Source organism: Bradyrhizobium manausense (assembly GCF_018129685.1).
GTDB lineage: Bacteria > Pseudomonadota > Alphaproteobacteria > Rhizobiales > Xanthobacteraceae > Bradyrhizobium > Bradyrhizobium manausense_D.
The window spans coordinates 174,333-195,987 of sequence record NZ_JAFCLG010000008.1 but is presented as its reverse complement, the minus strand read 5'-3'; the positions used below and the strand labels follow the sequence as shown (position 1 = coordinate 195,987).

The following is a 21,655-nucleotide window of genomic DNA, read 5'->3' as shown; positions in this document are numbered from 1 at the left end:
GTTCAGGCGGAGTAGAGCCCCTTGTCGCGCGCCTTCTGGATCGCGAGCGCAGCGATCAGATCCAGCGTCGGCGTCGATAGCCCGGCGGCGCGCGCAAAGGCGGCGGGCGCCTTCACCAGCACGTCGATCTCCATGGCGCGGCCGAGCTCGTAATCCTGCAGCAGCGAGGGCTTGTGGTTGGGTGCGGGGCCGCTGCGCGACACCCGCTTGACCTCGGGAATGAAGTGTTGCGCGATGTCGTTGGCCTCGGTCAGCATCCGCGGGATCACCTCGGCAAAGGCGGGATCATCGCGTACGCCGCGTGCGGTCTGGCCGGTGAGCAGGCACAGCACCGACAGCGACATGTTGGTCAGCAGCTTTGACCAGATCGCCTCGCGGATCTCGGCCACCGGCGGCGACTCCAGCCGCGCATCGTTGAAGACGCCGCGGAGTTTTGTAATGCGCTCGCAATTGCGGTCGTCGCATTCACCGATCAGCAGGCGGTTGCGGTCCGGGGTGAGGTTCTGCACCACCCCGGGCGCAGTCACTTCGTTGGAGGAAAAGATGACGCCGCCGATGATCCGCTCCTTCTGGATGCAGGCGCGCAAGCGCCCGCCGGGATCGAGAAACGAAATGTCCGGCGGCGTCGGATGCCGCGGCGGCAGGCCGATCCCATACCACCAGGGAATGCCGTTCTGCGCGAACACGATGGCGGTGTCATCCTGCAGCAGTGGCTTGATGCTGGAGACGAGGCCGGTGAGCGCCGTGGCCTTCAGCGTCGAGATCACCACGTCCTGGGGGCCGAGCTGGGCTGGATCGCCGGTTGCGTTGACCTTGGCGGAGACCTCGGAATCACCGACGCGCAGCTTGAGGCCATTGGCGCGAACCGCCTCCAGATGCGCCCCCCGCATCACGCATGAGACCTCATGACCAGCGCGCGCCAGCCGTACCGCAATGTGGCTGCCGACGGCGCCCGCGCCGAAAATGCAGATGCGCATTTGATGTTCGTCCCTGATCGCTTTGCCGTGCCCTTGGATGCCGCCCGGCCGCAGCATGACACAAGCCGCCATGCGATGGACGCGGCCGGCCCACGCTGGAAAGATATGGATCGGGACGCGTTGCCTCGGCCATAGTGCGCGCCATCAGAATGACCGGAGGATCGCCGATGACTGCCAGCCCCGTCCTGTGGACATCAGATGCGCGTGGGGTTGCGACCGTCACGCTCAACCGGCCGGAGGTCAACAACGCCTATGACGGCGCCCTGATCTCAGGCGTGCTCGCGGCCATGGACGATCTGGGCAAGAATCCCAACCTGCGCGTCGTCGTGCTCAAGGGCAATGGCAAGCACTTCCAGGCCGGCGCTGACCTCAAATGGATCAACGGCGTGCGGCCGCAATCGCCCGAGGCCAATGAGGCGGCGTCGCGGGCGACGTTCGAGGCCGTGCAGCGGCTCAATACGTTACCGATCCCGACCGTGGCACTGGTACAGGGTGGCTGCTTCGGCGGTGGTACCGGAGTGATCGCGGCCTGCGATGTCGTGATTGCCGCCGACAACGCCCTGTTCTCGATCACCGAGGTCCGCTGGGGCCTGACCGCCGCGATCATCATCCCGCAGCTCTGCGATGCCATTGGTGTGCGGCAAGTCCGCCGTTACGCGCTGACCGGCGAACGGTTCGGCGCCGAAGACGCCCGCCGCATCGGCCTCGTCCATGAGGTCGTGCCGCTCGCAGATCTCGAGGCCGCGGGTGCCAAAGTGGTCGAGCAGTTGCTCGCCAACGGGCCGGATGCGATGGCCGAGACCAAGCGGCTCGCGCTGGAAAGCTCGTTCGGGGGAATGGCGGTGGACGACGCGGCGTATACGCGCCTCGTCCAGCTGCATTCGCTCAAGCGCCAGAGCGCGGAAGCGGCGGAGGGGCTGGCCTCGTTCGCCGAGAAGCGGGCGGCGAATTGGGGCGGTGGAAAAGACTGAGCGCAGGTGTTGTGAATGTAGCCCGGATGGAGCGAAGCGTAGTCCGGGGCCTGTGCCCCCGCATTCCGCTGCGCTCCATGCGGGCTACGGCATCGCGGCTCACAGCGACGGCGCGAGTGACGTTTTCAGCAAAGTCAGCAGCGCCTGCACCGCCGCGGCATTACGCCGCCGCTCGGGGATGGCGGCCTTGACCCACAATTCCGGAATCGGAAAGTCGCGCAGCACCGGTTTCAGCGTGCCGTCGCGCAAGGCATCGGCCACGAGGTAATGCGACATCAGCGCAATGCCGTTGCCGGCGATTGCGCTGCGCGCCAGCACATGTCCCTCGTTGGACGAGAGCAGTGGGCTGACCTGGACGCTGATGCGGCCGCGCGGCCCTTCAAAGATCCATTCGGGGCCGGTTGGCATGAAGCTGAGGCAGCGATGCTCGACGAGGTCGCGCGGATGCTTTGGCGTGCCGTGCTTCTTCAAATAGGCGGGCGAGGCACAGAGCAGCCGCTTCAACGGGACCAGCGGTTCGTCGACCACGCCGCCGAAGGAATGCGGGAAGGCGCCGATCGCGATGTCAAAACCTTCGGCGACGGGATCGACCGGACGGTCGATCAGCACGATCTCGAGTTTGAGTCGCGGGTTTTGCGTCTGGAATGCACTGAAGGCATCGGCCAGCCGTGCCACCGTCATCGAGGTCGGCGCCTTGATGCGGAGGTGATCGACGAGGTCGTGGCCCTTCTCGCCCATGCGCGAGAGCAGATCGGCCGCGTCGGACACGACGCTGCGTGCGCGATGCACATAGCGCTGGCCGGCGTCAGTGAGCCGTAATTGCCGGGTCGAGCGGTGGAATAGCGGTGCGCCGATCCGCGTCTCCAGCTGCGTGACGCGCTTTGCGACGACCGAGGTCGAGACGTTGAGCTTTCGCGCAGCGGCGGAGAAGCCGGCCGCATCGGCGGTGGCAAGAAAGGCCTGAAGGTTCACCAGGATGTCCATGTCCACCTTTCTCGATTCGCGAAAGCTGATCGCCTATTTCGGTAGATTGTAGTCTGTCTCGCGTTAATTCATAGTCGCCCGCAAGCAAGAGATTTTGGGAAGGACGCGCCATGCGGGCCACGACGATTCAAGAACCAGCGCGCCAGGTGCCGCTCTACGGCGAATATGAGGTCGTCGTGCTCGGCGGCGGCCCCGCCGGCATCGTCGCTGCGGCCTCCGCCGCGCGTGCAGGTAGGAAGACCCTCTTGATCGAGCGTTACGGTTTTCTCGGCGGCATGGGCACGGCGGCCGGCGTCACCAATTTCTGCGGTCTGCATGGCAATGTCTATGGCGAGGCCGTCAGGCTGGTGCAGGGCATGGCGTCCGATCTGCTGGCGCGGATCGATCATCTGAACGGCCTCAACGCGCCGCATCTGATCCTCGGCAAGGTCTTTGCGCAGGCCTATGACACCGCGGCCTACAAGATCGCGGCCGACGAGCTTCTCGCAAGCCACAAGGTTCACATTCTCTTTCACGCGCTCGGCGCCGGCGTCGTCATGGGCGATGACAACCGCATCGACGCGCTGATGATCGAGACCAAGGCGGGAAGGCGGGCCGTGCGCTCCGAGATCTACATCGATTGCTCCGGCGACGGCGATCTCGCAGTCTGGGCCGGCGCGCCGTTCGAGATCGGCGACGAACACGGCCATCCGATGTATCCGTCGATGATGCTGCGCCTGAACGGCATCGATCCCGCAAGAGCGGGTGACGCCTGGCGGACGATCCCGCAATTGATGGAAGCGGCCACCGCCGCCGGCACGCACAAATTCCCGCGCAAGAGCGCGATCGTGCGGCCGCAGAAATCCGGCATCGAATGGCGGGTGAATTTCACCCAGGTCGCGCGCGAGGACGGCCATGCCATCAACGGCGTCGAGCCCGATGATCTCACCCGGGGCGAGATCGAAGGTCGCAGGCAGGCGCTCGCCGCTTTCGAGTTCTTGCGCACCGTGCCGGGCTTCGAAAAATCCTACATCGTCGACCTGCCGCCGCAGCTCGGCATCCGCGAGACCCGCCGCATCAAGGGCGGTTACCAGCTCAGCGGCGAGGACGTGCTCGGCTGCGCCTCGTTCGAGGATTCCATCGGCGTCAACGGTTGGCCGATCGAGGCTCATGTGGCCGGCGACGTCGTCTTTACTTTCCCACCGATCCCTGAATCGCGCGGCTATAACGAGCTGCCCTACCGCATGCTGGTGCCTCAAGGCGTCGACAACCTTCTGGTCGCCGGCCGCTGCGCCTCGATGACCCATGAGGGGCAGTCGGCGGCGCGCGTGTCCGGGGCCTGCTTCGTGATGGGGGAGGCGGCCGGTTCCGCGGCCGCGCTGGCGCTGTCCGGAAACCGGATCCCGCGTGATATAGCGGTTGAAAAATTGCAGGAAACGTTGAAACAACAGGGCGCCTTCATCGGGCGGGACCAGCCCGTGCCAAAGGGCCTGTAACGGACTGCAAAAAGAGAATTATTGGAGGAAGCGGGATGATCGGGATTGCGCGGGTCGCGGCTCTTAGCCTTTTGTCTATGATGGCGATCGGCACAGCCTGGGCCGAGGATGCGCTGAAGGCCAAGGTCGGCGTGCTCCGCCTGTCGTCCTCCGCGCCTGTCTTCATCGCCCAGGACAAGGGTTATTTCCGTGAGGCGGGTCTCGACGTCGAGCTGAAGTTCTTCGATGCAGCCCAGCCGATCGCGGTCGCGACCACCTCGGGCGACGTCGATTTCGGCGTCACCGCCTTCACCGCCGGCCTCTACAATCTCGCCGGCAAGGGCGTGCTCAAGGTGATCGGCGGCATGAGCCGCGAGAAGGCCGGCTATCCCCTGATTGGCTATTTCGCCAGCAACAGCGCCTATGCGGCCGGCCTGAAAACGCCGAAGGATCTTGCGGGCAAGCGCATCGCGATGACGCAGGTCGGCTCGTCCTTTCATTATTCGCTCGGCCTGCTCGCCGACAAATACGGCTTCAAGCTTTCGGACGTGAAGATCGTGCCGCTGCAATCGCTGTCGAACGCGGCCGCCGCCCTGAAGGGCGAGACCGTGGATGCCGCGTTGCTGCCGATCTCCACCGCGCGCAAGCTGATGGACGATGGCGGCGCGAAATTCCTGGGGTGGGTCGGCGACGAGACGCCCTGGCAGCTGGGCGCGGTGTTCGCCTCGCCGAAGACGCTGACAAACAAGGTGCTGGTGACGAAATTCCTCGGCGTGCTCGCCAAGGCCGACCGCGAATACCACGACGTCATTCTAACTTCGATGAAGGACGGCGTCGCGCCGATCAACGACAAGACCAGGCCGCTTTTGGAGATCATCGCGAAATACACCAACCTGCCGGTCGAGCAGGTTGTCGGCAATTGCGCCTATATCGATCCGGACGGCAAGCTCGACGTCAAGAACGTCGACAACCAGATCAAATGGCTCCAGGAGCAGGGTTTCGCCGACAAGGGCTATGATGCGGATACGATCATCGCCAAGGATTATGTGAAGGCGGATTGATGCTCAACGTCGTCCCGGCGCAGGCCGGGACCCATACGCCGAGTCGGAGTTGTGAAGCAAAATGGTCATTGCCTGTCTTCGCCAAATTCAATTCGGTGGTTATGGGTCCCGGCCTTCGCCGGGACGACGGCGATGTAGGAGGTCGGCCGCATGGACCTGATCGCCAACCAGATCAGCCACCGCTTCGGCGATCTCGCCGTGCTCGATGACATCTCCTTCGCGGTGAGTTCAGGCGAGGTGGTGGCGATCGTGGGTCCGTCCGGCTGCGGCAAGAGCACGCTGTTGTCGATCCTTGGCGGCCTGCTGCAACCGACTTCCGGCGCGCCTGAGCTGCGCGGCGCGCCGTCGGCGGACAGTCTCAATCCGCTCACCTTCGTGTTCCAGGACTTTGCGCTGCTGCCCTGGGCCACGGTGGAGGAGAACGTCGAGTTTCCGCTGCTGCACACCCAGCTCTCGGCCGCCCAACGCCGCGCGCTGGTCGAAGATGCCCTGCGCCGCACCGGCCTGACCGATTTCCGCCGGACCTATCCAAAGCAGCTGTCCGGCGGCATGCGCCAGCGCGTCGGCATTTCGCGCGCGCTCGCGGTCAAGCCCGCCATTCTCCTCATGGATGAGCCGCTCTCGGCGCTGGATTCGCAGACCCGCGAGCTCTTGATGGAAGATTTCGTCCGTCTGCTCGCCGATGGCGGCATGGGCGCGGTCTATGTCACGCACAATCTCGAGGAGGCGGCGCGGCTCGCCGACCGCATCGTGGTGCTGTCGCGGCGGCCGGGCCGTATTCGCGAGGTCGTCGCCGTGCCGATGACGCGTGCCGAGCGCGGCGAAATCGCTGCACGTGAACGGCTGCTCGCCCTGCAGAACCAGATCTGGTCTCTGATCCGCAACGAGGCGATCGATGCCGAGCGCGAGGTCCAGCATGCTTGATCGCGCTCCGGATATATCGGCCGGGAACGAGACGACGCGACGCGTCCGTTTCCGCGGCGCGGGCTTCGTGCCTGCGTCCAGCCGCTTTGGCGGCTGGATCGCGCTGGGGCTCGTCATCGCGATCTGGCAGGCCGCCGGCAGCAGCGGCTTCATCAATCCGCTGTTCCTGCCGGCGCCCTCCGCGATTCTGCGGGCGATCTACGAACTCGCGATGTCGGGCGCGCTCTGGCAGCATCTTTCCGCTTCGATCCTGCGTATCGGCGTCGGCTGGGTTCTTGGAACGGCAGCCGGCGTTGCGGTCGGCTTCGCCATCGGCCTGTCCCGGCTTGCGCGCAGCGTCGGCATCACCTTCATCTCGGCGCTGTTCCCGATCCCGAAGATCGCGCTGCTGCCGCTGCTCATTCTCTGGCTCGGCATCGGCGAAGAGCCGAAGATCGCGACGATTGCGCTCGGCGTATTCTTCTCGACCGCGATCTCGGTCTATAGCGGTGTCGATGCCGTGCCGCGCAATCTCATCCGCATGGCGCAGAGTTTCAATGTTCCCTTCGCCACGATCGTGCGCAAAGTGGTCTGGCCCGGCGCGCTGCCCGCGATCCTCGCCGGCTTCCGTATCACCGCGTCAGTGGCGCTGCTGCTCGTCGTCAGCGCCGAGATGATCGGTGCGCAATACGGCATCGGCGCCTTCGTGCTCCAGGCGGGCAATCTCATGCAGACGGACCAGCTGCTCGCGGGCGTGGTGATCCTGTCGGTGTTCGGGTTGGTGGTGGGGAAGGTTATCAATTTGCTGGAAACGCGGTTGCTGCACTGGCGGTGAGGCATTCTCCGTCATTGCGAGGAGCGAAGCGACGAAGCAATCCAGACTGCTTCTGCGGAAAATACTTTGGATTGCTTCGCTCCGCTCGCAATGACGATGTGGGGGCAGATCAGCGACACAAGATAGGTCGTCATGCCCGGGCTTGTCCCGGGCATCCACGTGTTTCCTCCGGCGCGGCCGCGCGTGGATGGCCGGGTCAAGCCCGGCCATGACGGAGGATAGAGCGGGGCTCACGCGTTCCCGCGATCCTCGCGAAACAGATCCAGCTTCTGCTGCACCGGTCGATCCGAGAAGCTGAACAGAACCGCATCCTCATCGGCCTCGTGCGTCACCCACTGCCAGCTCGGCACCACGAACAGATCGCGCGGGCCCCATTCGAACACGGCATCGCCGATGCGGCTGCGGCCCCTGCCCTCGATCGGGCAGAACACGGTCGCGTCCGTCGAACGATAGCGAGCGGTCTTAAATCCCTTTGGCAGCAGCTGGATGAAGGTACCGATGGTCGGCATTGCGAAATCACCGCTCTCGGGGTTGCTGAATCTCAGCTTCAGCCCATGACAGGCGTCCCACTCCTGGCTTGTCCTGGCCTTCTCCAGCGCCTCGCGGGTGTAGGCATAGGGATAGCTGAAGATCGGCGAGGTTTTCGAGCTCCGCTTCACGTCGACCGGCAGCAGATTGTGGCCGTAGCGGGCAAAGCTGCCGCCGGCGGGTTTCGTGATCTTCTGCTGGTCTTCCTTCGATCCCTCCGCAAACGAGCAGTCGAAGAACTGCACCAGCGGGATGTCGAGGCCATCGAGCCAGAACATCGGCTGGTCAGTCTCGTTGGAATGATCGTGCCAGGTCATCGACGGCGTGATGATGAAATCCCCTCGCTCCATCGCGGTGCGCTCGCCATCAACGGCGGTGTGGGCGCCCTTGCCTTCGAGCACGAAGCGCAGCGCCGACTGGCTGTGCCGGTGCGCGGGCGCGACATCGCCGGGCACCACCATCTGCACGCCGGCATAGAGCGATGTCGTGATTTTCGACTGGCCGCGCAGGCCGGGATTCTCCAGCACCAGCACGCGCCGCTCGGCTTCCTTGGCGGTGATGAGCTTGCCCGCTTCAATCATGTAGTCGCGGATGACGTCGAACTTCCACAGATGGGGGCGGCAGGCGCTCCTCGGCTCCGGCGTGATCAGGTCGCTCATCACCGTCCACAGCGCGGTGAGATTTTCGCCATCGATCTTCTTGTAGAACGCCTCGCGTTCCGGCGTCTTGGTCACGGCTTCCATGGCGCGGCTCCCAATGCTTTTGTATAGATTGACAGTATACTGACGATCTAGCTAGCGTCAACGGGACGAACGGCATACAAGATTGTCATTCCGGGCTCTCGCTACGCGAGCCCCGGAATGACAAAAAGAAGGGAGGGTTCCGATGAGGCTGCACGGCTATTTCCGTTCAAGCGCCGCCTATCGCGTGCGGATCGCGCTCAATCTCAAGGGTCTCGGCGCCGAGCACCAGCCGCATCATCTTCGCAAGGGCGAGCAATGCGCACCCGCCTATCTCGCCATCAATCCGCAGGGCCTGGTGCCGACGCTTGAGGACGATTCCGGCGCGGTGCTGACGCAGTCGGTCGCGATCATCGAATGGCTGGATGAGACGCACCCCAACCCGCCGCTGCTGCCGAAGGATCCGGTGCAGCGCGCCAAGGTGCGGGCGTTCGCGCTGGCGATCGCCTGCGACACCCATCCCGTGCAGAACTTAAAGGTATTGGCGCGTCTGCGCGAACTTGGGTTGCCCGAGGAGAAGGTCCAGGATTGGGCCGCCTGGGTCAATCGCGAGGGGTTGTCGGCCTGCGAGACGCTGATCAGAGGCGAGCCGGGACCGTTCTGTTTCGGCGCTGCGCCAACGCTCGCCGATCTCTGTCTCGTGCCGCAGCTTGCGAACGCGCGCCGGTTCGGGGTCGATGTTTCCGCCTATCCGCGCCTGCTCGAGGCCGAGGCCGCCGCCAAGGCGCTGCCGGCCTTCGCCAATGCCGCGCCGGAGAAGCAGCCCGATGCCGAGTAAGCCTCTTCCTCCAATCACGATGGACGCGGTCTATGCCGCGCCGGGCTATCTGTTCCGGCGCATGCAGCAGATCGCAGTCTCGATCTTCATGGAGGAGTGCAAGGCGTTCGATCTCACGCCGGTGCAATATGCAGCGCTCATCGCGATCCACACCCATCCCGGCATCGACGCAACGCGGCTGTCGGCGGTGATCGCCTTCGATCGCTCCACGCTCGGCAGCGTGATCGAACGGCTCCAGTCCAAGCATTTTGTCGAGCGCAAGCCGGCGCCCGAGGACAAGCGGATCAAGCTGCTCTATCTGACGAAGTCAGGCGCAGCGATCCTGCGCGAGATCATTCCGGCGGTCGAACGCGCCCAGGCGCGCATGCTCGCGCCGCTCAAGCCGTCCGAGCGCAAGGCGCTGATGGAGCTGATGACGCAGCTCGTCGATCTCAACAACGAGGTCTCGCGCGTGCCGCTGCGGGCCGAGGACGCGCTGGAGCATCTGGGCAAGGCGGGGTGAAACTCTCCACTGTCATTCCCCGCGAAAGCGGGGAATCCAGTACGCCGCGGCCCCTAGGCTCAATCACGACTGCCTCTGGAATACTGGGTCGCCCGGTCAAGCCGGGCGACGACAGTGGTGGTCACATCCTCAACAACGCCTGCCGGTCGATCTTCCCGGTGCCCGTCTTGGGCAGTTCGTCGATGAAGATCACCTCGCGCGGATATTTATAAGGCAGCAGCTTGCCCTTCACATATTCCTGCAGCCGCCGCGTCGTCTCGCGTGGGTCCGTGGCGCTGATATTCATCACGACCACCGCTTTCAGCGTCATGCGCCGGTCAGGCAGTTCGGCCGCGAACACGGCGCATTCGCGGATTTCGGGGTGATCGGCCAGGCACAGCTCGACCTCGAGCGGGTAGACCCACTGGCCCGAGATCTTGATGAGATCGTCTGCGCGGCCGCGGAAGAAGTGGAAGCCGTCGCTGTCGCGCACGAAACGGTCGCCGGTGTAGATCCACCCCGCCTCGCGGATGGTCTCGGCGGATTTGTCCGGCCGGTTCCAGTACAGCGGCGTGTTGGAATCGCCGCGAACCCACAATATGCCTTCCTCGTTGTCGCCGACGTCGCGACCGTCCTTGTCGCGCAAGCTCACCTCGTAGCCGGGCACGCGCAGGCCTGCGGCGCCGAGCTTCTTTCGCGCAGGAGTGTTGGAGAGATAGATGTGCAGCACCTCGGTCGAGCCGAGGCCCTCGACGATCTCGAGCCCGGTGAGCGTCTTCCAGCCGTTGAAGACTTCGGCGGAGAGAACTTCGGCAGCGGAGAGGGACATGCGCAGGGACGAGAAGTCTGTCTTGGCTGCGCCTTCGGCCTTGGTCAGGGACGTGTAGAGCGTCGGTAGCCCGAAGAACACCGTCGGCCTGTATTGCTCGATCGCGGCGAAGATCGACGCCGGCTTCGGCTGGCCTGGCAGCAGCAGCGTCGCCGCGCCTGCCGAGAACGGGAAGGTGACGGAATTGCCGAAGCCATAAGCGAAGAAGATTTTCGGCACGGAGAAACAGATATCGCCAGGCGTCAGTTTCAGCACGTTGCGCGCGAAGGCGACCTCGCTATAGGCCATGTCGTGCTGGAGATGCACGATCCCCTTGGGCCGACCGGTTGAGCCGGAGGAGTACATCCAGAACGCCATCTCGTTCCGATGCGTCGGAGCTTCCGCCAATTCGGTTGGAAATTGCGAAAGCCAGTCTGTGGCGGCCAGCGCGTTCGGCGCGGCGTGGTCGCCGAGATCGCCGTTGACGACGATCAGGGTGTGCAGGCGCGTGTCCTTGCAGGCTTCCGCATTGAAGCGGGCGCAGAACTCGGCATCCGCCACGGCGACGGTCGCGCCGGAATCGGCGAGATAGAATTGCAGGAGATCGGGCGGCGTCAGCGTGTTGATCAGCAGCGGCACGAAGCCGGCGCGCACCGCGCCGAAGAAGGCGGCGGGATAGGCCGGGGTGTCGTCGAGGAACAGCAGCACGCGGTCGCCACGCGTGAGGCCTAGCGAGGCAAGGCCATTGCCCCAGCGGCAAGCCTCGGCACACAGCTCGGCATAGGTCCGCGCGCCGGCGGGGCCGATGAGCGCGAGCTTGTCGCCCCGACCCTTGCCAAGATTGTCGAACAGCACACGGCTGGCGTTGTAGGTTTGCGGAACGGCAAAGCCGATCTCACGTGCCCCCGCGCTATCCGCGGGCACCTGGTCGCGAACTTCGTTGCTCATGCCGTCGCCTCGTCGACCGCATCTCCGCGGCCGTTCTTCTCGGCCTCGTAGCGGGCCATGAAGGCCGGCGACATCGCGCGCAGCCGGGAGTCGTCGATGCGGCCGGAGCGGGTGATGTAGCTATAGGCGAAGTCGAGCAGGCCGAGTTGCATGTGCTGGGCAAAGTGCTCGTACCAGAACGCGCTGGTGCGCGCGGCATTGACGAGCTTCTGCACCACCGGCTTGCGCGCGGCCTGGTAGCGATGCAGCGCCGTCGTCAGATGTGCATCCGACTCCAGCGCCTTGACCAGCGCGATCGCATCCTCGATTGCGAGCCGCGTTCCCGATCCGATCGAGAAATGCGCCGAGTGCAGCGCGTCGCCGATCAGCACCATGTTCTTGAACGACCAGTGCTCGTTCCAGACCCAGGGAAAGTTGCGCCAGACCGATCGGTTGGAGACGAGGCAGTGGCCACCAAGCGTGTCGGCAAACACCTCCTCGCAGACGCCCTTGGACTGCTCGACATCCTTGTAGGCGAAGCCATAGGCCTGCCAGGTCGCGTGATCGCACTCGACCAGGAACGTGCTCATGCTCGGCGAATAGCGATAATGATGTGCGTTGAAGGCACCTCGGTCGGTCTTCACGAAGGTCTGCGATAGCGTGTCGAAGCGCTTCGAGGTGCCGTACCAGACGAATTTGTTGGAGGAGTAGGACAGCGACGTGCCGAAATCGCCCTCATAGGCGCGGCGCACCAGCGAGTTCAAGCCGTCGGCGGCAACGATCAGATCATGGCCGCCCAGCTGGTCGATCGCCTGGATCTGGGTGTCGAAGCGCGGGGTGACGCCGACAGCGAGCGCGCGCTGCTGCAGGAACTGCAGGAGCTCCAGCCGGCCGATCGAGGAGAAGCCGACGCCGTCGATGGCGACGCTGTCGCCATTATGGTTCAGCGTGATGTTCTCCCAGCTCTCCATATGCGGCGCGATCGCGTCGACCGTTTCGGGGTCGTCGGCGCGCAGAAATTCCAGGGCCTGATCGGAGAACACGACGCCAAAGCCCCAGGTCGCATCGGCCGGGTTCTGTTCGAACAGGTCGATTTGATCCTCGGGGTGACGCTTCTTCCAGAGATAGGCGAAGTAGAGCCCGCCGGGCCCCCCGCCAATCACGGCGATCCGCAAATCCTGCCTCCCTAATTGACAGTATACTTACTATCTCAGGGTAGACTAATCGGCTCCGGCCGCTCGCGCCAGCGGAATTATCCGCAGGCATAGCGCACCGCAGCACGGTCGCGGGCACCCGCATCGCGCATGCCCGAAACCGTCAGCTGCGAATCATAGCCAAACCGCGCGGGATTGACCACCCGGGCGTCAGACGCAGCGCTTCACGTAGACCCCGTTCACCAGCACCCTGGTACAGTGGACCACGGGCACCGGCTTGCGGACCACGACGGCGCCGTTCGGACCGGCACAACCGGCGCGGTAGACGCCGCGGGCGCACACCACAGCGTTGGCATCGGACGACTCGAAGGTCATTGTCGCCGCGAAAGCGAGGAGCGCGGAAGCGATAAGCAGGAATGAACGCATGTTTTCCTCCCGGAGATTGTCGTGATTGAATCGTTGCAAACGATTAGTCGCCGCTGGCGCGCGAAAATTCATTTGCGCGCCGGCGGATATCAATCGCGCATGAGCTGGGTGCCGCTTATCGCGCCGCGAATGGCGCAAGCACGTCCTTGCAGCCGGGGGAGAGCGACGCAGCGTTGCCGGCAATACACTGCACGATACGGCCGCCACCGGGCTCAACGCCGGCGCAGAGCGTGCGGACATCTGCGCCGCAAGCCGAGCGGATGATGAACAGCTCTTCGCGTGGCCGCAGCGGGCGCAGAACGATCACGGCTGGCGCAGCGGCCGGTGCTGCTGCCGCGGCGGGTGGATCACCAGCTGCTGGTGCTGCCGTCGCTGTCGCGCTGCCGGCCACAGCGCTCACGGCCTTGGCGCACGCCGCCGACACCTTCGCCTTGTTCTTCTCCAGGCATTCCAGCGCTGGCGCGCCGCCCGGCGGCACGCTGGCGCAGACCTTGGGATAGTCGGCGCGGCAGGCGCTCTTGACCGCAGCAACCTGGGCACTGCTCGGCTTCTTGGCTGCGGCAGCCTTCGGTGCGGCTTCTGTCGCCGGCTTTGCTGCCGGCTCGGCCGCGGGCGCCGCTTCGGTTTTGGCAGGTTCAGATTTGGCGGGCGCAGCTTCGGTCTTGGATTCGCTCTTGGAGTCGCTCTTGGGGGCTGCTGCCGGCTCGACCGCGCGGACCGCGGTCTGGCATCCCGCCGAGAGGCTCGACATGTGGCCTTGCAGGCATTGATAGGCTTCCACGCCGCCAGGCGTCACGCTCGCGCAGTGCGCCATGAAATCCGAGCGGCACGCGGAGCGGATGGCGCTCTTCTGGGCCTCGGTCGGAGCTTGCGCGAACGCGCTTGTTGCAGTTGCGAAGAGTGCTGCGGCGAGCAACGCGTGCCGCATCGATGCATGTTTCAACGTGTTGAACATCTGTGAATTCCTGCCCTGTCGGTAACGCCGGCGCTTCATTGAAAGTGATGCAAACAATCGTCGCGGGTGACGCCGCGTGCGGCATCATTGACCGCAGCAGCCTCAACCGCAAGTAGATAGTACCTTGGAAATTGCGACGTAACTACGTCGCTAGAGCTTCACCATGCGATTGCCGCGGTTCTCGCCCGCGAGCAATCCGATCAGAGCTTTCGGCGTGTTCTGCAAGCCGTCGATGATGTCCTCCTGCACTTTCAGCTTGCCCGACTTGACCCAGGCCTGGAGATCGGCGAGCGCACGCTGGCTCTCCTTCATGTAGTCCATCACGATGAAGCCCTGCATCACGAGCCGCTTCACCACGATCAGTCCGGGCACACCGCGCGGGCCGTGCGCCGACGGCGCGCCGTCATATTGCGAGATCGCGCCGCAGCAGGCGATGCGGCCGTAATTGTTCATCTGCGGAAGACAGGCTTCGAGAATGTCGCCGCCGACATTGTCGAAATAGACGTCGATGCCCTTTGGTGCGGCCGCGCGCAGCGCCTTGAACACCGCGCCGTCCTTGTAGTCGACCGCGGCATCGAAGCCGAGCTCCGAGGTCAGCCAATTGCACTTGTCCGGGCCGCCGGCGATGCCGATCACGCGGCATCCCTTGATCTTGGCGATCTGTCCGACGATCGAGCCGACCGAGCCTGCGGCCGCCGAGACCACGACCGTCTCGCCCTCCTTGGGCTTGCCGACCTCGAGCAGGCCGAAATAGGCCGTGAGGCCGGCGATGCCGAACACGCTGAGCAGATGCGTCATCGGCTCGAGCTTCGGCATTTTCGTCAGATGCTTTGCGGGCACCGCGGCAAATTCCTGCCAGCCGGTGTCACCGAACACGATATCGCCGGGCGCAAGCCCCTCGGCCTTCGAGCCGACGACCTCGGCGATGCCACCTCCTGCCATCACGCTGTTGGCCTCGACGGCCGAGCGATAGGTCGCGCCATGCATCCAGGCGCGGTTGGCCGCGTCGAGCGAGATGTAGCGCACGCGCAGCAGGGCCTCGCCGTCCTTCGGCTCCGGAAGCGCGCTCTCGATCATCTTGAAATGCTCAAGGCCGAGCTTGCCGGTGGGTTTTTCCACCAGAAGAATCTGGCGATTGATGCTCGCGGTCATGGCGGTCCTCTCTGAGTTTGATGTTTATTGAAGCAGTTGCCGCAAACAAAACGTGCAAGCCGCATTCGTTGTGCGCTGCATGAAGGCTAGATCGCTGCGCCCGGTTTCGCAACGGGAACATCCGGCTCAAGCGATTGCACGCAAAGCGTGTTGCGTCGCTGTCATATCTGCGACATCATGAAGCGGCCGGTGTAGCGGGGGTCGTTAATGTCGAACAGGTTTACGCAATACATTTTAGGCGCGATGGTCCTGGGCATCATCATGGGCTCGGCCATCTACAATTTTCTGCCGGACACGCGCGGAGATTGGGCCTCGTCCATCAACCTGGTTGCCGTGATCTTCCTGCGTCTGATCAAGATGATCATCGCGCCGCTGGTGTTCGCAACCCTGGTCGGCGGCATCGCCCATATGGGTTCGGGCTCCAAGCTCGGCCGCATCTTCGCCAAGACCATGGGCTGGTTCATCAGCGCCTCCTTCGTCTCGCTGATGCTCGGCCTCATCATGGTCAATCTGCTTCAGCCCGGCGCCAATTTCCCCGGCACGCTGCCTGACAAGGCGCAGTCGACCGGCCTGGCGGTCTCCGCCTTCTCGCTCGAAAAATTCCTGACTCATCTGATCCCGACCTCGATCGCGGATGCGATGGCGCAGAACGAGATCCTTCAGATCGTGATCTTCGCCGTGTTCTTCTCGGTGGCGATGGGCTCGATGCCCGAGCGCTCCAAGCCGATTCTGGCGTTGATCGACGACGTCGGCCACATCATGCTCAAGGTGACGAGCTATGTGATGATGTTCGCGCCGTTCGCGGTGTGGGCTGCCATCACCGCAACTGTTGCCAAGAACGGCCTGTTGGTGCTCTGGAAGCTCATCGTGTTCATGGGCGGTTTCTACCTATCGCTCTTCATCCTCTGGGGCATCCTGGTTGCAGTCGGCTTCATCGTGATCGGGCCGCGCTACGGCCATCTGCTCAGGCTGATCCGCGAGCCGCTGATGATCGCGTTCTCCACTGCGAGCTCGGAGGCTGCCTATCCGAAGACCCTCGAGGGTCTCAACCGCTTCGGCGCCTCGTCACGGATCTCGAGCTTCGTGCTGCCGCTCGGCTATTCCTTCAACCTCGATGGCACGATGATGTACTGCACCTTTGCAAGTATCTTCATCGCGCAGAGCTATCACATCGACATGCCGCTCGGCACGCAGCTGGCGATGCTGGCGACCCTGATGATCACCTCGAAGGGCGTCGCCGGCGTGCCGCGCGCTTCCCTCGTCGTGATCGCCTCGACGCTGTCGCAGTTCAACATCCCCGAGGCCGGCCTGCTCATGATCATGGGCATCGACACCTTCCTCGATATGGGCCGCAGCGCCACCAACGTGATCGGCAACACGCTGGCGACATCGGTCGTGGCGAAGTGGGAAGGCGAGCTCGGGCCCGAGCATGCGATGGGACCGGGCGATGCCGTGCCCGATGACCTGGTGCCGGGCGAAGTGCCTGCGATGGCCGGCCACTGACGGGAGTGCGGCATGCGCCCTTTGACGGCGATTTCGGGCGGCCTGTTGCTGGCAGCGTGTCTGCTGGCGTCGGGCGCCTCCGCCCAGACCGGCGGCAGCGAAGGGCTTAGCCCGACGCTAGCAGCCATCAAGAACGCCCACACCGTGCGGCTGGGCTATCGCGAGAGCTCGCCGCCGTTCTCCTTTCTCGACCCGTCGGGCAGGCCGATCGGCTACAGCCTCGAACTCTGCGAGGCCATCGTCGAGGAGATCGGCGTCGAGGTCGACGATCCCAATCTGAAGATCGACTACGTCAAGGTCACCTCGGACGACCGCATCGACGCCGTGCTCCAGAACAAGATCGATCTGGAATGCGGCTCGACGACCGCCAATTCAGAGCGCGGCAAGCGCGTCGCGTTCTCGCCGCTGATGTTCGTTGCCGGCACCAAGCTGATGGTGCCGAAGGCCTCCAGCGTCCAGTCGCTGACCGATCTGAAGGGCAAGACCATCGTGGTGACGAAGGGCACCACCAACGAGCAGGCGATCCAGGCGGCGGACAAGAAGTCGTCGCTGGGGTTGAACATCGTCGTCGGCGCGGATCACGAGCAATCGTACCAGATGCTTGTCGACGGCAAGGCCGACGCCTTCGCGACCGACGACATTCTGCTCTCGGGCCTGATCGTGCGCCACAAGGCGCAGGACAGGTTCCGCGTCACCGGTGACTATCTGTCCTACGATCCCTACGGCATCATGTTCCGCAAGGGCGAGCCGCAACTGACGGCCGTGGTCGAGCGCACCTTCCGCAAGCTCGGTTCCAGCCACGACCTGGTGCCGCTCTACAACAAATGGTTCACCGCGCGGATGCCGACCGGCGAGAAAATGAACGTGCCGATCTCGCTGCAGCTGGAGGAAGCCTTCAAGGCGATGGACGATTCGGCGGGCGCGAGTAATTAGCGGCGAGTCTCTCTCCGTCATCCTGAGGTGCGAGGCCCGCGAAGCGAATTCATCGCGGGTCGAGCCTCGAAGGATGAACGGCCGCGCTGGTGCAGCCGGGCCGTCGCCCTTCGAGGGCCGCTGAAGAAGCGGCCGCCTCAGGGTGACGGCGATAGATCAAGGCTCGGTGCGGCTAATTCTCCCCAAACACCCGATCCAGCGCCGCATCATACGTCGCCTGCACCAGCTCCGGGTGCAGCTTGCCCAGCGCTTCCATCATCACGCCTGAATTGATTTCGAGCACTCTCCAAGCGCCGTCGACGCGCACCAGGTCAATTGACGCAAACACGATGCCGATGGCGCGCGCGGCATCGATCGCGAGCCTCACGCAGGCCGCGCGGACTTCGCCGTCCTCCAGCAACACAGGTTTTGCGCCGGCATCGAGATTGTGTCGCCAATCGTGGCCACGCTGCTTGCTGTAGACGATGCGGGGCTGATCATCGAGCAGGATCACACGGACCTCGTCCTCGATCTCGACATAGGGCGAGACCACGAGCCCCGTGCTCATCGAAAAGACCTCGCTCACCGCGCGGTCGAGCTCCGTCTCCGTCGTCACCCTGAAGACCGATCGTCCCGACGTGCCCTCGTTGGGCTTCACCACCACGCCGTGCGGATGGGCGTGAAGCAGTTCAAGCATGTCCTCTCGCCAGGCGGGGCCAACAACATTGTTGCCCAGCTTCGGGTTGAGGAAGAGGTGATGTGGAATGCAGGACACGCCAGCGAGCGACAGCGCTTCGGATGTCGCCGACTTGTCGTTGGCGAGGCGATGCGCAATCGCGCTGTTGAGGCCGATGTCATAGCCGAACGCGAAGCGGCGCATCTCGCCACGGCGCATCGCGATCAGCCAGCCACCGGCACGCACGTCGACGTCGATGCCATGGCGTGCGCCATAGCTCCTGATTGCCTGAACGAAGATCCGCTCGCTTGCCATGTCGCTGATCCGGGCGCCAAAAACCGCAAAAATGCGGGAATCGGCGCCAAAGCGGGGTGAAAGTCCGAGCTATTCTTAATGAAATTCTCGCGAGCGGGATGGAAATTAAGTGCTGCTTTCGCGCCCGAAAGGGAAAAGAAATTGCCCGCTGCGGGCTCGGGACGGCAGATCGTTAATGATGTGATCATTTCCGCCGCAAATGCCGGTTTGACCGGCATCAATTGCATCCGGAACGAGGTTGATTATTGGTCTCAATAGCGTAGATCACGCACGCGAAATCCTCCGCCATGGCAATGGTGTCCGCCCCGTTCTCAGGGCCGCGCAACGCTTTTGCCCTAAAACCGCAGACATTCGGAATATCGAAAACCATGAGCGCGTTTTACCGAGAGAAGGTCCTTTCCGTCCAGCACTGGACCGACACCCTGTTCAGCTTCCGCGCCACGCGCGATTCCGGCTTCCGCTTCCAGAACGGCCAGTTCGCCATGATCGGCCTCGAGGTCGATGGCCGTCCGTTGCTGCGCGCCTACAGCATGGCCAGCGCCAATCACGAGGAAGAGCTCGAATTCTTCTCGATCAAGGTGCAGGACGGTCCGCTGACCTCGCGTCTGCAGAAGATCAAGGAAGGCGACACCATCCTGGTCGGCCGCAAGGCGACCGGCACGCTGATCACCGACAATCTCATTCCCGGCAAGCGGCTGATGCTGCTCTCGACCGGCACCGGCCTTGCGCCCTTCGCCAGCCTGATCAAGGACCCCGATGTCTATGATCAGTTCGAGACCATCGTGCTGGTCCACGGCTGCCGCCAGGTTTCCGAGCTTGCCTATGGCGAGAAGCTCGTCGCTTCGCTGCGCGAGGACGAGTTGTTCGGCGAACTGCTCGCGGACAAGCTGATCTATTATCCGACCGTGACCCGCGAGCCGTTCCGCAATCGCGGCCGCATCACCGACCTCATCAGCTCCGAGCAGATCTTCAACGACATCGGACAGTCGCCGCTCAACATCGAGACCGACCGCGTCATGATGTGCGGCAGCCCCGCGATGCTGGAAGAGCTGAAGGCGATGTTCGAGAGCCGCGATTTTATCGAGGGAAGCGGCAACAAGCCCGGCCATTTCGTGATCGAGAAGGCCTTCGTCGAGCGGTAGGCACGGTTCGCGGCGATCAATTCGGCTGTCATCCCGGGTCTGCGCTGGCGCTTGCCCGGGATGACGGCTCGGTTTTGTGGCCACTGCCGCCCCCCTCCCACACCCACCTTTCTGCTGCACTGCAAAACCCGTCCTCCCGGCGGATTGATTTGCGCCCGCCGAATTCGCTAGCGTGAAACAAGCGCCGCGTCATATCCGTATGACAGGCGCGGGCGTATCGTACCGCCTCATGCTGGCGAGAGGGTGGGAATCGTGGTCGACAACAACAAGACGCAAGCTTCGCCCAAACGTTTGCCGCTGGCGGAAGAGGGGATCATGGAAACCCTGCTGCTTCCATTTTCGCCGCGCTTCATCATCCTGACGATCTGCGCGGTCGTCACTGCTCTGTTGATCGGCATCGGCATCGCCGACCGCAAGATCTTCGGCATCCTGCTGATCCCGGTCTGCATCTTCGGCGCGCTCACGCTGCTCGGCGTCCGCGACCTCATGCAGAAGAGTCATGCGGTGCTGCGCAACTATCCGATCTCGGCGCATATCCGCTTCCTGCTGGAAGAGATCCGCCCGGAGATGCGGCAGTATTTCTTCGAGAGCGAGAAGGACGGCATGCCGTTCTCGCGTGACATTCGCGCGGTTGTCTATCAGCGCGCCAAGATGCAGCTCGACAAGCGCCCCTTTGGCACCCAGGAGGACGTCTATCGCGAGGGCTACGAGTGGATGCATCACTCGGTATCGCCGAAGGCGCATGCCGAGGAGAAGTTTCGTATCACCATCGGCGGCCCGGACTGCGCAAAGCCCTATTCGGCTTCGGTGTTTAACATCTCGGCGATGAGCTTTGGCGCGCTCAGCCCCAATGCGGTGCGCGCGCTGAACGCGGGCGCCAAGAAGGGTGGCTTTGCCCATGACACCGGCGAGGGCGGCTTCAGCCCCTATCACCAGGAGATGGGTGGCGACGTCATCTGGGAGATCGGCTCAGGCTATTTCGGCTGCCGTCATCTGGATGGCACGTTCGACCCCGAAGCGTTCGCGCGCGTCGCGAGCCAGGACCAGATCAAGATGGTCGAGCTCAAGATCAGCCAGGGCGCCAAGCCCGGCCATGGCGGCGTGCTTCCGGCGGCGAAAGTCTCGGAAGAAATCTCCAAGATCCGCGGCGTTGCGATGGGCGAAGATTGCATTTCCCCGGCCTCGCACCGCGCGTTCTCCACGCCCACAGGCATGATGCAGTTCATCGCCGAGATGCGACGGCTTTCGGGCGGCAAGCCGGCCGGTTTCAAGCTCTGCATCGGCCATCCCTGGGAATTTCTGGCGATCTGCAAGGCGATGCTGGAGACGGGCATCTATCCTGATTTCATCGTCGTTGACGGCAACGAGGGCGGCACCGGCGCGGCCCCGCTCGAGTTCATGGATCATCTGGGCATGCCGATGCGCGAGGGCGTCAATTTCGTCCACAACGCGCTGGTTGGAATCAACGTGCGCGACCGCATCAGGCTCGGCGCCTCTGGCAAGATCGCCACCGCCTTCGACATGGCGCGCGCGATGGCGATCGGTGCCGACTGGTGCAATTCGGCGCGCGGCTTCATGTTCTCGCTCGGCTGTATCCAGTCGCTGAGCTGTCACACCGACCGCTGCCCGACCGGCGTCGCGACCCAGGATCCGACACGGGCGCGCGCGCTCTACGTCCCGCTCAAGATCGATCGCGTTGCCAATTATCACCACGCCACGCTGCACTCGCTGACCGAGCTGATCGCAGCAGCCGGCCTCGAACACCCCCAGCAGCTGCGCCCGGTCCACTTCAGCCAGCGGACCTCGACGACCAACGTGCAAACCTTCGCGCAGCTCTATCCGGCGCTGCGCCCGGGCGAATTGCTCGAAGGCACCGAGGATCCGCGGTTCCGCGACGCCTGGCGGATGGCACGGGCGGATTCGTTCGAGCCGGCGCTGTGAGAGGTTCCACCACATGATACCGCCGAAACCCG

At 63.9% G+C, this 21,655-nt stretch carries 21 protein-coding genes; 11 read left to right on the top strand and 10 right to left on the bottom strand.

What is annotated here, in order from left to right; translation table 11 throughout:
- Window positions 1–2 precede the first annotated feature (2 nt).
- Window positions 3–977 (bottom strand): ketopantoate reductase family protein, encoded by a 975-nt coding sequence (locus JQ621_RS20645; protein WP_212236505.1) that lies wholly within the window; start codon window positions 975–977, stop codon window positions 3–5.
- A 167-nt stretch (window positions 978–1,144) separates the two neighbouring features.
- On the opposite strand from JQ621_RS20645, the gene JQ621_RS20640 reads away from it, so the two are divergent.
- Window positions 1,145–1,948 (top strand): enoyl-CoA hydratase-related protein, encoded by an 804-nt coding sequence (locus tag JQ621_RS20640; protein WP_212236504.1) that lies wholly within the window; start codon window positions 1,145–1,147, stop codon window positions 1,946–1,948.
- A gap of 99 nt (window positions 1,949–2,047) precedes the next feature.
- Here the strand turns inward: JQ621_RS20640 and JQ621_RS20635 are convergent, their stop codons facing one another.
- Window positions 2,048–2,932 carry a LysR family transcriptional regulator gene (locus tag JQ621_RS20635; protein ID WP_212236503.1) on the bottom strand — a complete coding sequence of 295 codons (885 nt, stop codon included), beginning with the start codon at window positions 2,930–2,932 and terminating at the stop codon, window positions 2,048–2,050.
- 110 nt (window positions 2,933–3,042) lie between these two features.
- On the opposite strand from JQ621_RS20635, the gene JQ621_RS20630 reads away from it, so the two are divergent.
- From JQ621_RS20630 to JQ621_RS20615, 4 genes are all read left to right on the top strand, one after another.
- Window positions 3,043–4,407: an FAD-dependent oxidoreductase gene (locus JQ621_RS20630; RefSeq protein ID WP_212236502.1), complete on the top strand. Its 1,365-nt coding sequence runs from the start codon at window positions 3,043–3,045 to the stop codon at window positions 4,405–4,407.
- A 35-nt stretch (window positions 4,408–4,442) separates the two neighbouring features.
- On the top strand, window positions 4,443–5,447 hold the full coding sequence (locus JQ621_RS20625; protein ID WP_212236501.1) for an ABC transporter substrate-binding protein: 1,005 nt from the start codon (window positions 4,443–4,445) through the stop codon (window positions 5,445–5,447).
- Between the two features lie 150 nt (window positions 5,448–5,597).
- Window positions 5,598–6,371 (top strand): ABC transporter ATP-binding protein, encoded by a 774-nt coding sequence (locus JQ621_RS20620; RefSeq protein WP_212236500.1) that lies wholly within the window; start codon window positions 5,598–5,600, stop codon window positions 6,369–6,371.
- A complete protein-coding gene (locus JQ621_RS20615; protein WP_212236499.1) occupies window positions 6,364–7,185 on the top strand; it encodes an ABC transporter permease in 822 nt (273 codons plus the stop codon). Before JQ621_RS20620 ends, JQ621_RS20615 begins: the two co-directional genes overlap by 8 nt.
- An 11-nt stretch (window positions 7,186–7,196) precedes the next feature.
- Here JQ621_RS20615 and JQ621_RS35785 read toward each other — a convergent pair whose 3' ends face one another.
- Both JQ621_RS35785 and gtdA read right to left on the bottom strand, forming a co-directional pair.
- Window positions 7,197–7,319 (bottom strand): hypothetical protein, encoded by a 123-nt coding sequence (locus JQ621_RS35785; RefSeq protein ID WP_283813204.1) that lies wholly within the window; start codon window positions 7,317–7,319, stop codon window positions 7,197–7,199.
- Between the two features lie 96 nt (window positions 7,320–7,415).
- On the bottom strand, window positions 7,416–8,456 hold the full coding sequence (gene gtdA, locus JQ621_RS20610; RefSeq protein WP_212236498.1) for a gentisate 1,2-dioxygenase: 1,041 nt from the start codon (window positions 8,454–8,456) through the stop codon (window positions 7,416–7,418).
- Window positions 8,457–8,598: 142 nt separating this feature from the next.
- Between gtdA and maiA the strand changes: the two genes are divergently transcribed.
- Entirely contained in the window at window positions 8,599–9,231 is a 633-nt protein-coding gene (gene maiA, locus JQ621_RS20605; protein ID WP_212236497.1) for a maleylacetoacetate isomerase, read from the top strand.
- Window positions 9,221–9,733 (top strand): MarR family winged helix-turn-helix transcriptional regulator, encoded by a 513-nt coding sequence (locus tag JQ621_RS20600; protein WP_212236496.1) that lies wholly within the window; start codon window positions 9,221–9,223, stop codon window positions 9,731–9,733. The genes maiA and JQ621_RS20600 overlap by 11 nt, the downstream gene beginning before the upstream one ends.
- Before the next feature lie 121 nt (window positions 9,734–9,854).
- Here JQ621_RS20600 and JQ621_RS20595 read toward each other — a convergent pair whose 3' ends face one another.
- The 5 genes from JQ621_RS20595 to JQ621_RS20575 all read right to left on the bottom strand — a co-directional run bounded on the left by JQ621_RS20595 (window position 9,855) and on the right by JQ621_RS20575 (window position 15,134).
- On the bottom strand, window positions 9,855–11,468 hold the full coding sequence (locus tag JQ621_RS20595) for a benzoate-CoA ligase family protein (RefSeq protein ID WP_212236495.1): 1,614 nt from the start codon (window positions 11,466–11,468) through the stop codon (window positions 9,855–9,857).
- Window positions 11,465–12,622 (bottom strand): FAD-dependent monooxygenase, encoded by a 1,158-nt coding sequence (locus tag JQ621_RS20590; RefSeq protein WP_212236494.1) that lies wholly within the window; start codon window positions 12,620–12,622, stop codon window positions 11,465–11,467. Before JQ621_RS20590 ends, JQ621_RS20595 begins: the two co-directional genes overlap by 4 nt.
- 189 nt (window positions 12,623–12,811) lie before the next feature.
- A complete protein-coding gene (locus JQ621_RS20585) occupies window positions 12,812–13,027 on the bottom strand; it encodes a hypothetical protein (RefSeq protein ID WP_212236493.1) in 216 nt (71 codons plus the stop codon).
- Between the two features lie 115 nt (window positions 13,028–13,142).
- The gene (locus JQ621_RS20580) at window positions 13,143–13,982 is read right to left on the bottom strand and encodes a cysteine rich repeat-containing protein (protein WP_212236492.1); all 840 of its coding nucleotides are present in this window, start codon (window positions 13,980–13,982) and stop codon (window positions 13,143–13,145) included.
- Window positions 13,983–14,132: 150 nt separating this feature from the next.
- Window positions 14,133–15,134 (bottom strand): NADP-dependent oxidoreductase, encoded by a 1,002-nt coding sequence (locus JQ621_RS20575; RefSeq protein WP_212236491.1) that lies wholly within the window; start codon window positions 15,132–15,134, stop codon window positions 14,133–14,135.
- A 207-nt stretch (window positions 15,135–15,341) separates the two neighbouring features.
- Here JQ621_RS20575 and JQ621_RS20570 point away from each other — a divergent pair, with 207 nt between their 5' ends.
- Both JQ621_RS20570 and JQ621_RS20565 read left to right on the top strand, forming a co-directional pair.
- Window positions 15,342–16,637 (top strand): dicarboxylate/amino acid:cation symporter, encoded by a 1,296-nt coding sequence (locus JQ621_RS20570; protein ID WP_212236490.1) that lies wholly within the window; start codon window positions 15,342–15,344, stop codon window positions 16,635–16,637.
- Between the two features lie 12 nt (window positions 16,638–16,649).
- Complete coding sequence (locus tag JQ621_RS20565; protein ID WP_212236489.1) at window positions 16,650–17,570, top strand: amino acid ABC transporter substrate-binding protein; 921 nt, start codon at window positions 16,650–16,652, stop codon at window positions 17,568–17,570.
- Window positions 17,571–17,742: 172 nt separating this feature from the next.
- On the opposite strand, the gene JQ621_RS20560 is transcribed toward JQ621_RS20565, so the two are convergent.
- Window positions 17,743–18,540, bottom strand: a complete 798-nt coding sequence (locus JQ621_RS20560; RefSeq protein WP_212236488.1) for an ATP-grasp domain-containing protein — start codon at window positions 18,538–18,540, stop codon at window positions 17,743–17,745.
- A 368-nt stretch (window positions 18,541–18,908) separates the two neighbouring features.
- On the opposite strand from JQ621_RS20560, the gene JQ621_RS20555 reads away from it, so the two are divergent.
- The gene (locus JQ621_RS20555; RefSeq protein ID WP_212236487.1) at window positions 18,909–19,682 is read left to right on the top strand and encodes a ferredoxin--NADP reductase; all 774 of its coding nucleotides are present in this window, start codon (window positions 18,909–18,911) and stop codon (window positions 19,680–19,682) included.
- A 252-nt stretch (window positions 19,683–19,934) separates the two neighbouring features.
- Window positions 19,935–21,623: an FMN-binding glutamate synthase family protein gene (locus JQ621_RS20550; protein WP_409334237.1), complete on the top strand. Its 1,689-nt coding sequence runs from the start codon at window positions 19,935–19,937 to the stop codon at window positions 21,621–21,623.
- The last annotated feature ends 32 nt before the right edge of the window (window positions 21,624–21,655 follow it).

Coding starts and splice junctions, on each gene's coding strand:
- JQ621_RS20645 (WP_212236505.1), bottom strand. CDS start 977: ATGCGCATCTGCATTTTCGGCGCGGGCGCCGTCGGCAGCCACATTGCG.
- JQ621_RS20640 (WP_212236504.1), top strand. CDS start 1,145: ATGACTGCCAGCCCCGTCCTGTGGACATCAGATGCGCGTGGGGTTGCG.
- JQ621_RS20635 (WP_212236503.1), bottom strand. CDS start 2,932: ATGGACATCCTGGTGAACCTTCAGGCCTTTCTTGCCACCGCCGATGCG.
- JQ621_RS20630 (WP_212236502.1), top strand. CDS start 3,043: ATGCGGGCCACGACGATTCAAGAACCAGCGCGCCAGGTGCCGCTCTAC.
- JQ621_RS20625 (WP_212236501.1), top strand. CDS start 4,443: ATGATCGGGATTGCGCGGGTCGCGGCTCTTAGCCTTTTGTCTATGATG.
- JQ621_RS20620 (WP_212236500.1), top strand. CDS start 5,598: ATGGACCTGATCGCCAACCAGATCAGCCACCGCTTCGGCGATCTCGCC.
- JQ621_RS20615 (WP_212236499.1), top strand. CDS start 6,364: ATGCTTGATCGCGCTCCGGATATATCGGCCGGGAACGAGACGACGCGA.
- JQ621_RS35785 (WP_283813204.1), bottom strand. CDS start 7,319: ATGACGACCTATCTTGTGTCGCTGATCTGCCCCCACATCGTCATTGCG.
- gtdA (WP_212236498.1), bottom strand. CDS start 8,456: ATGGAAGCCGTGACCAAGACGCCGGAACGCGAGGCGTTCTACAAGAAG.
- maiA (WP_212236497.1), top strand. CDS start 8,599: ATGAGGCTGCACGGCTATTTCCGTTCAAGCGCCGCCTATCGCGTGCGG.
- JQ621_RS20600 (WP_212236496.1), top strand. CDS start 9,221: ATGCCGAGTAAGCCTCTTCCTCCAATCACGATGGACGCGGTCTATGCC.
- JQ621_RS20595 (WP_212236495.1), bottom strand. CDS start 11,468: ATGAGCAACGAAGTTCGCGACCAGGTGCCCGCGGATAGCGCGGGGGCA.
- JQ621_RS20585 (WP_212236493.1), bottom strand. CDS start 13,027: ATGCGTTCATTCCTGCTTATCGCTTCCGCGCTCCTCGCTTTCGCGGCG.
- JQ621_RS20580 (WP_212236492.1), bottom strand. CDS start 13,982: ATGTTCAACACGTTGAAACATGCATCGATGCGGCACGCGTTGCTCGCC.
- JQ621_RS20575 (WP_212236491.1), bottom strand. CDS start 15,134: ATGACCGCGAGCATCAATCGCCAGATTCTTCTGGTGGAAAAACCCACC.
- JQ621_RS20570 (WP_212236490.1), top strand. CDS start 15,342: ATGTCGAACAGGTTTACGCAATACATTTTAGGCGCGATGGTCCTGGGC.
- JQ621_RS20565 (WP_212236489.1), top strand. CDS start 16,650: ATGCGCCCTTTGACGGCGATTTCGGGCGGCCTGTTGCTGGCAGCGTGT.
- JQ621_RS20560 (WP_212236488.1), bottom strand. CDS start 18,540: ATGGCAAGCGAGCGGATCTTCGTTCAGGCAATCAGGAGCTATGGCGCA.
- JQ621_RS20555 (WP_212236487.1), top strand. CDS start 18,909: ATGAGCGCGTTTTACCGAGAGAAGGTCCTTTCCGTCCAGCACTGGACC.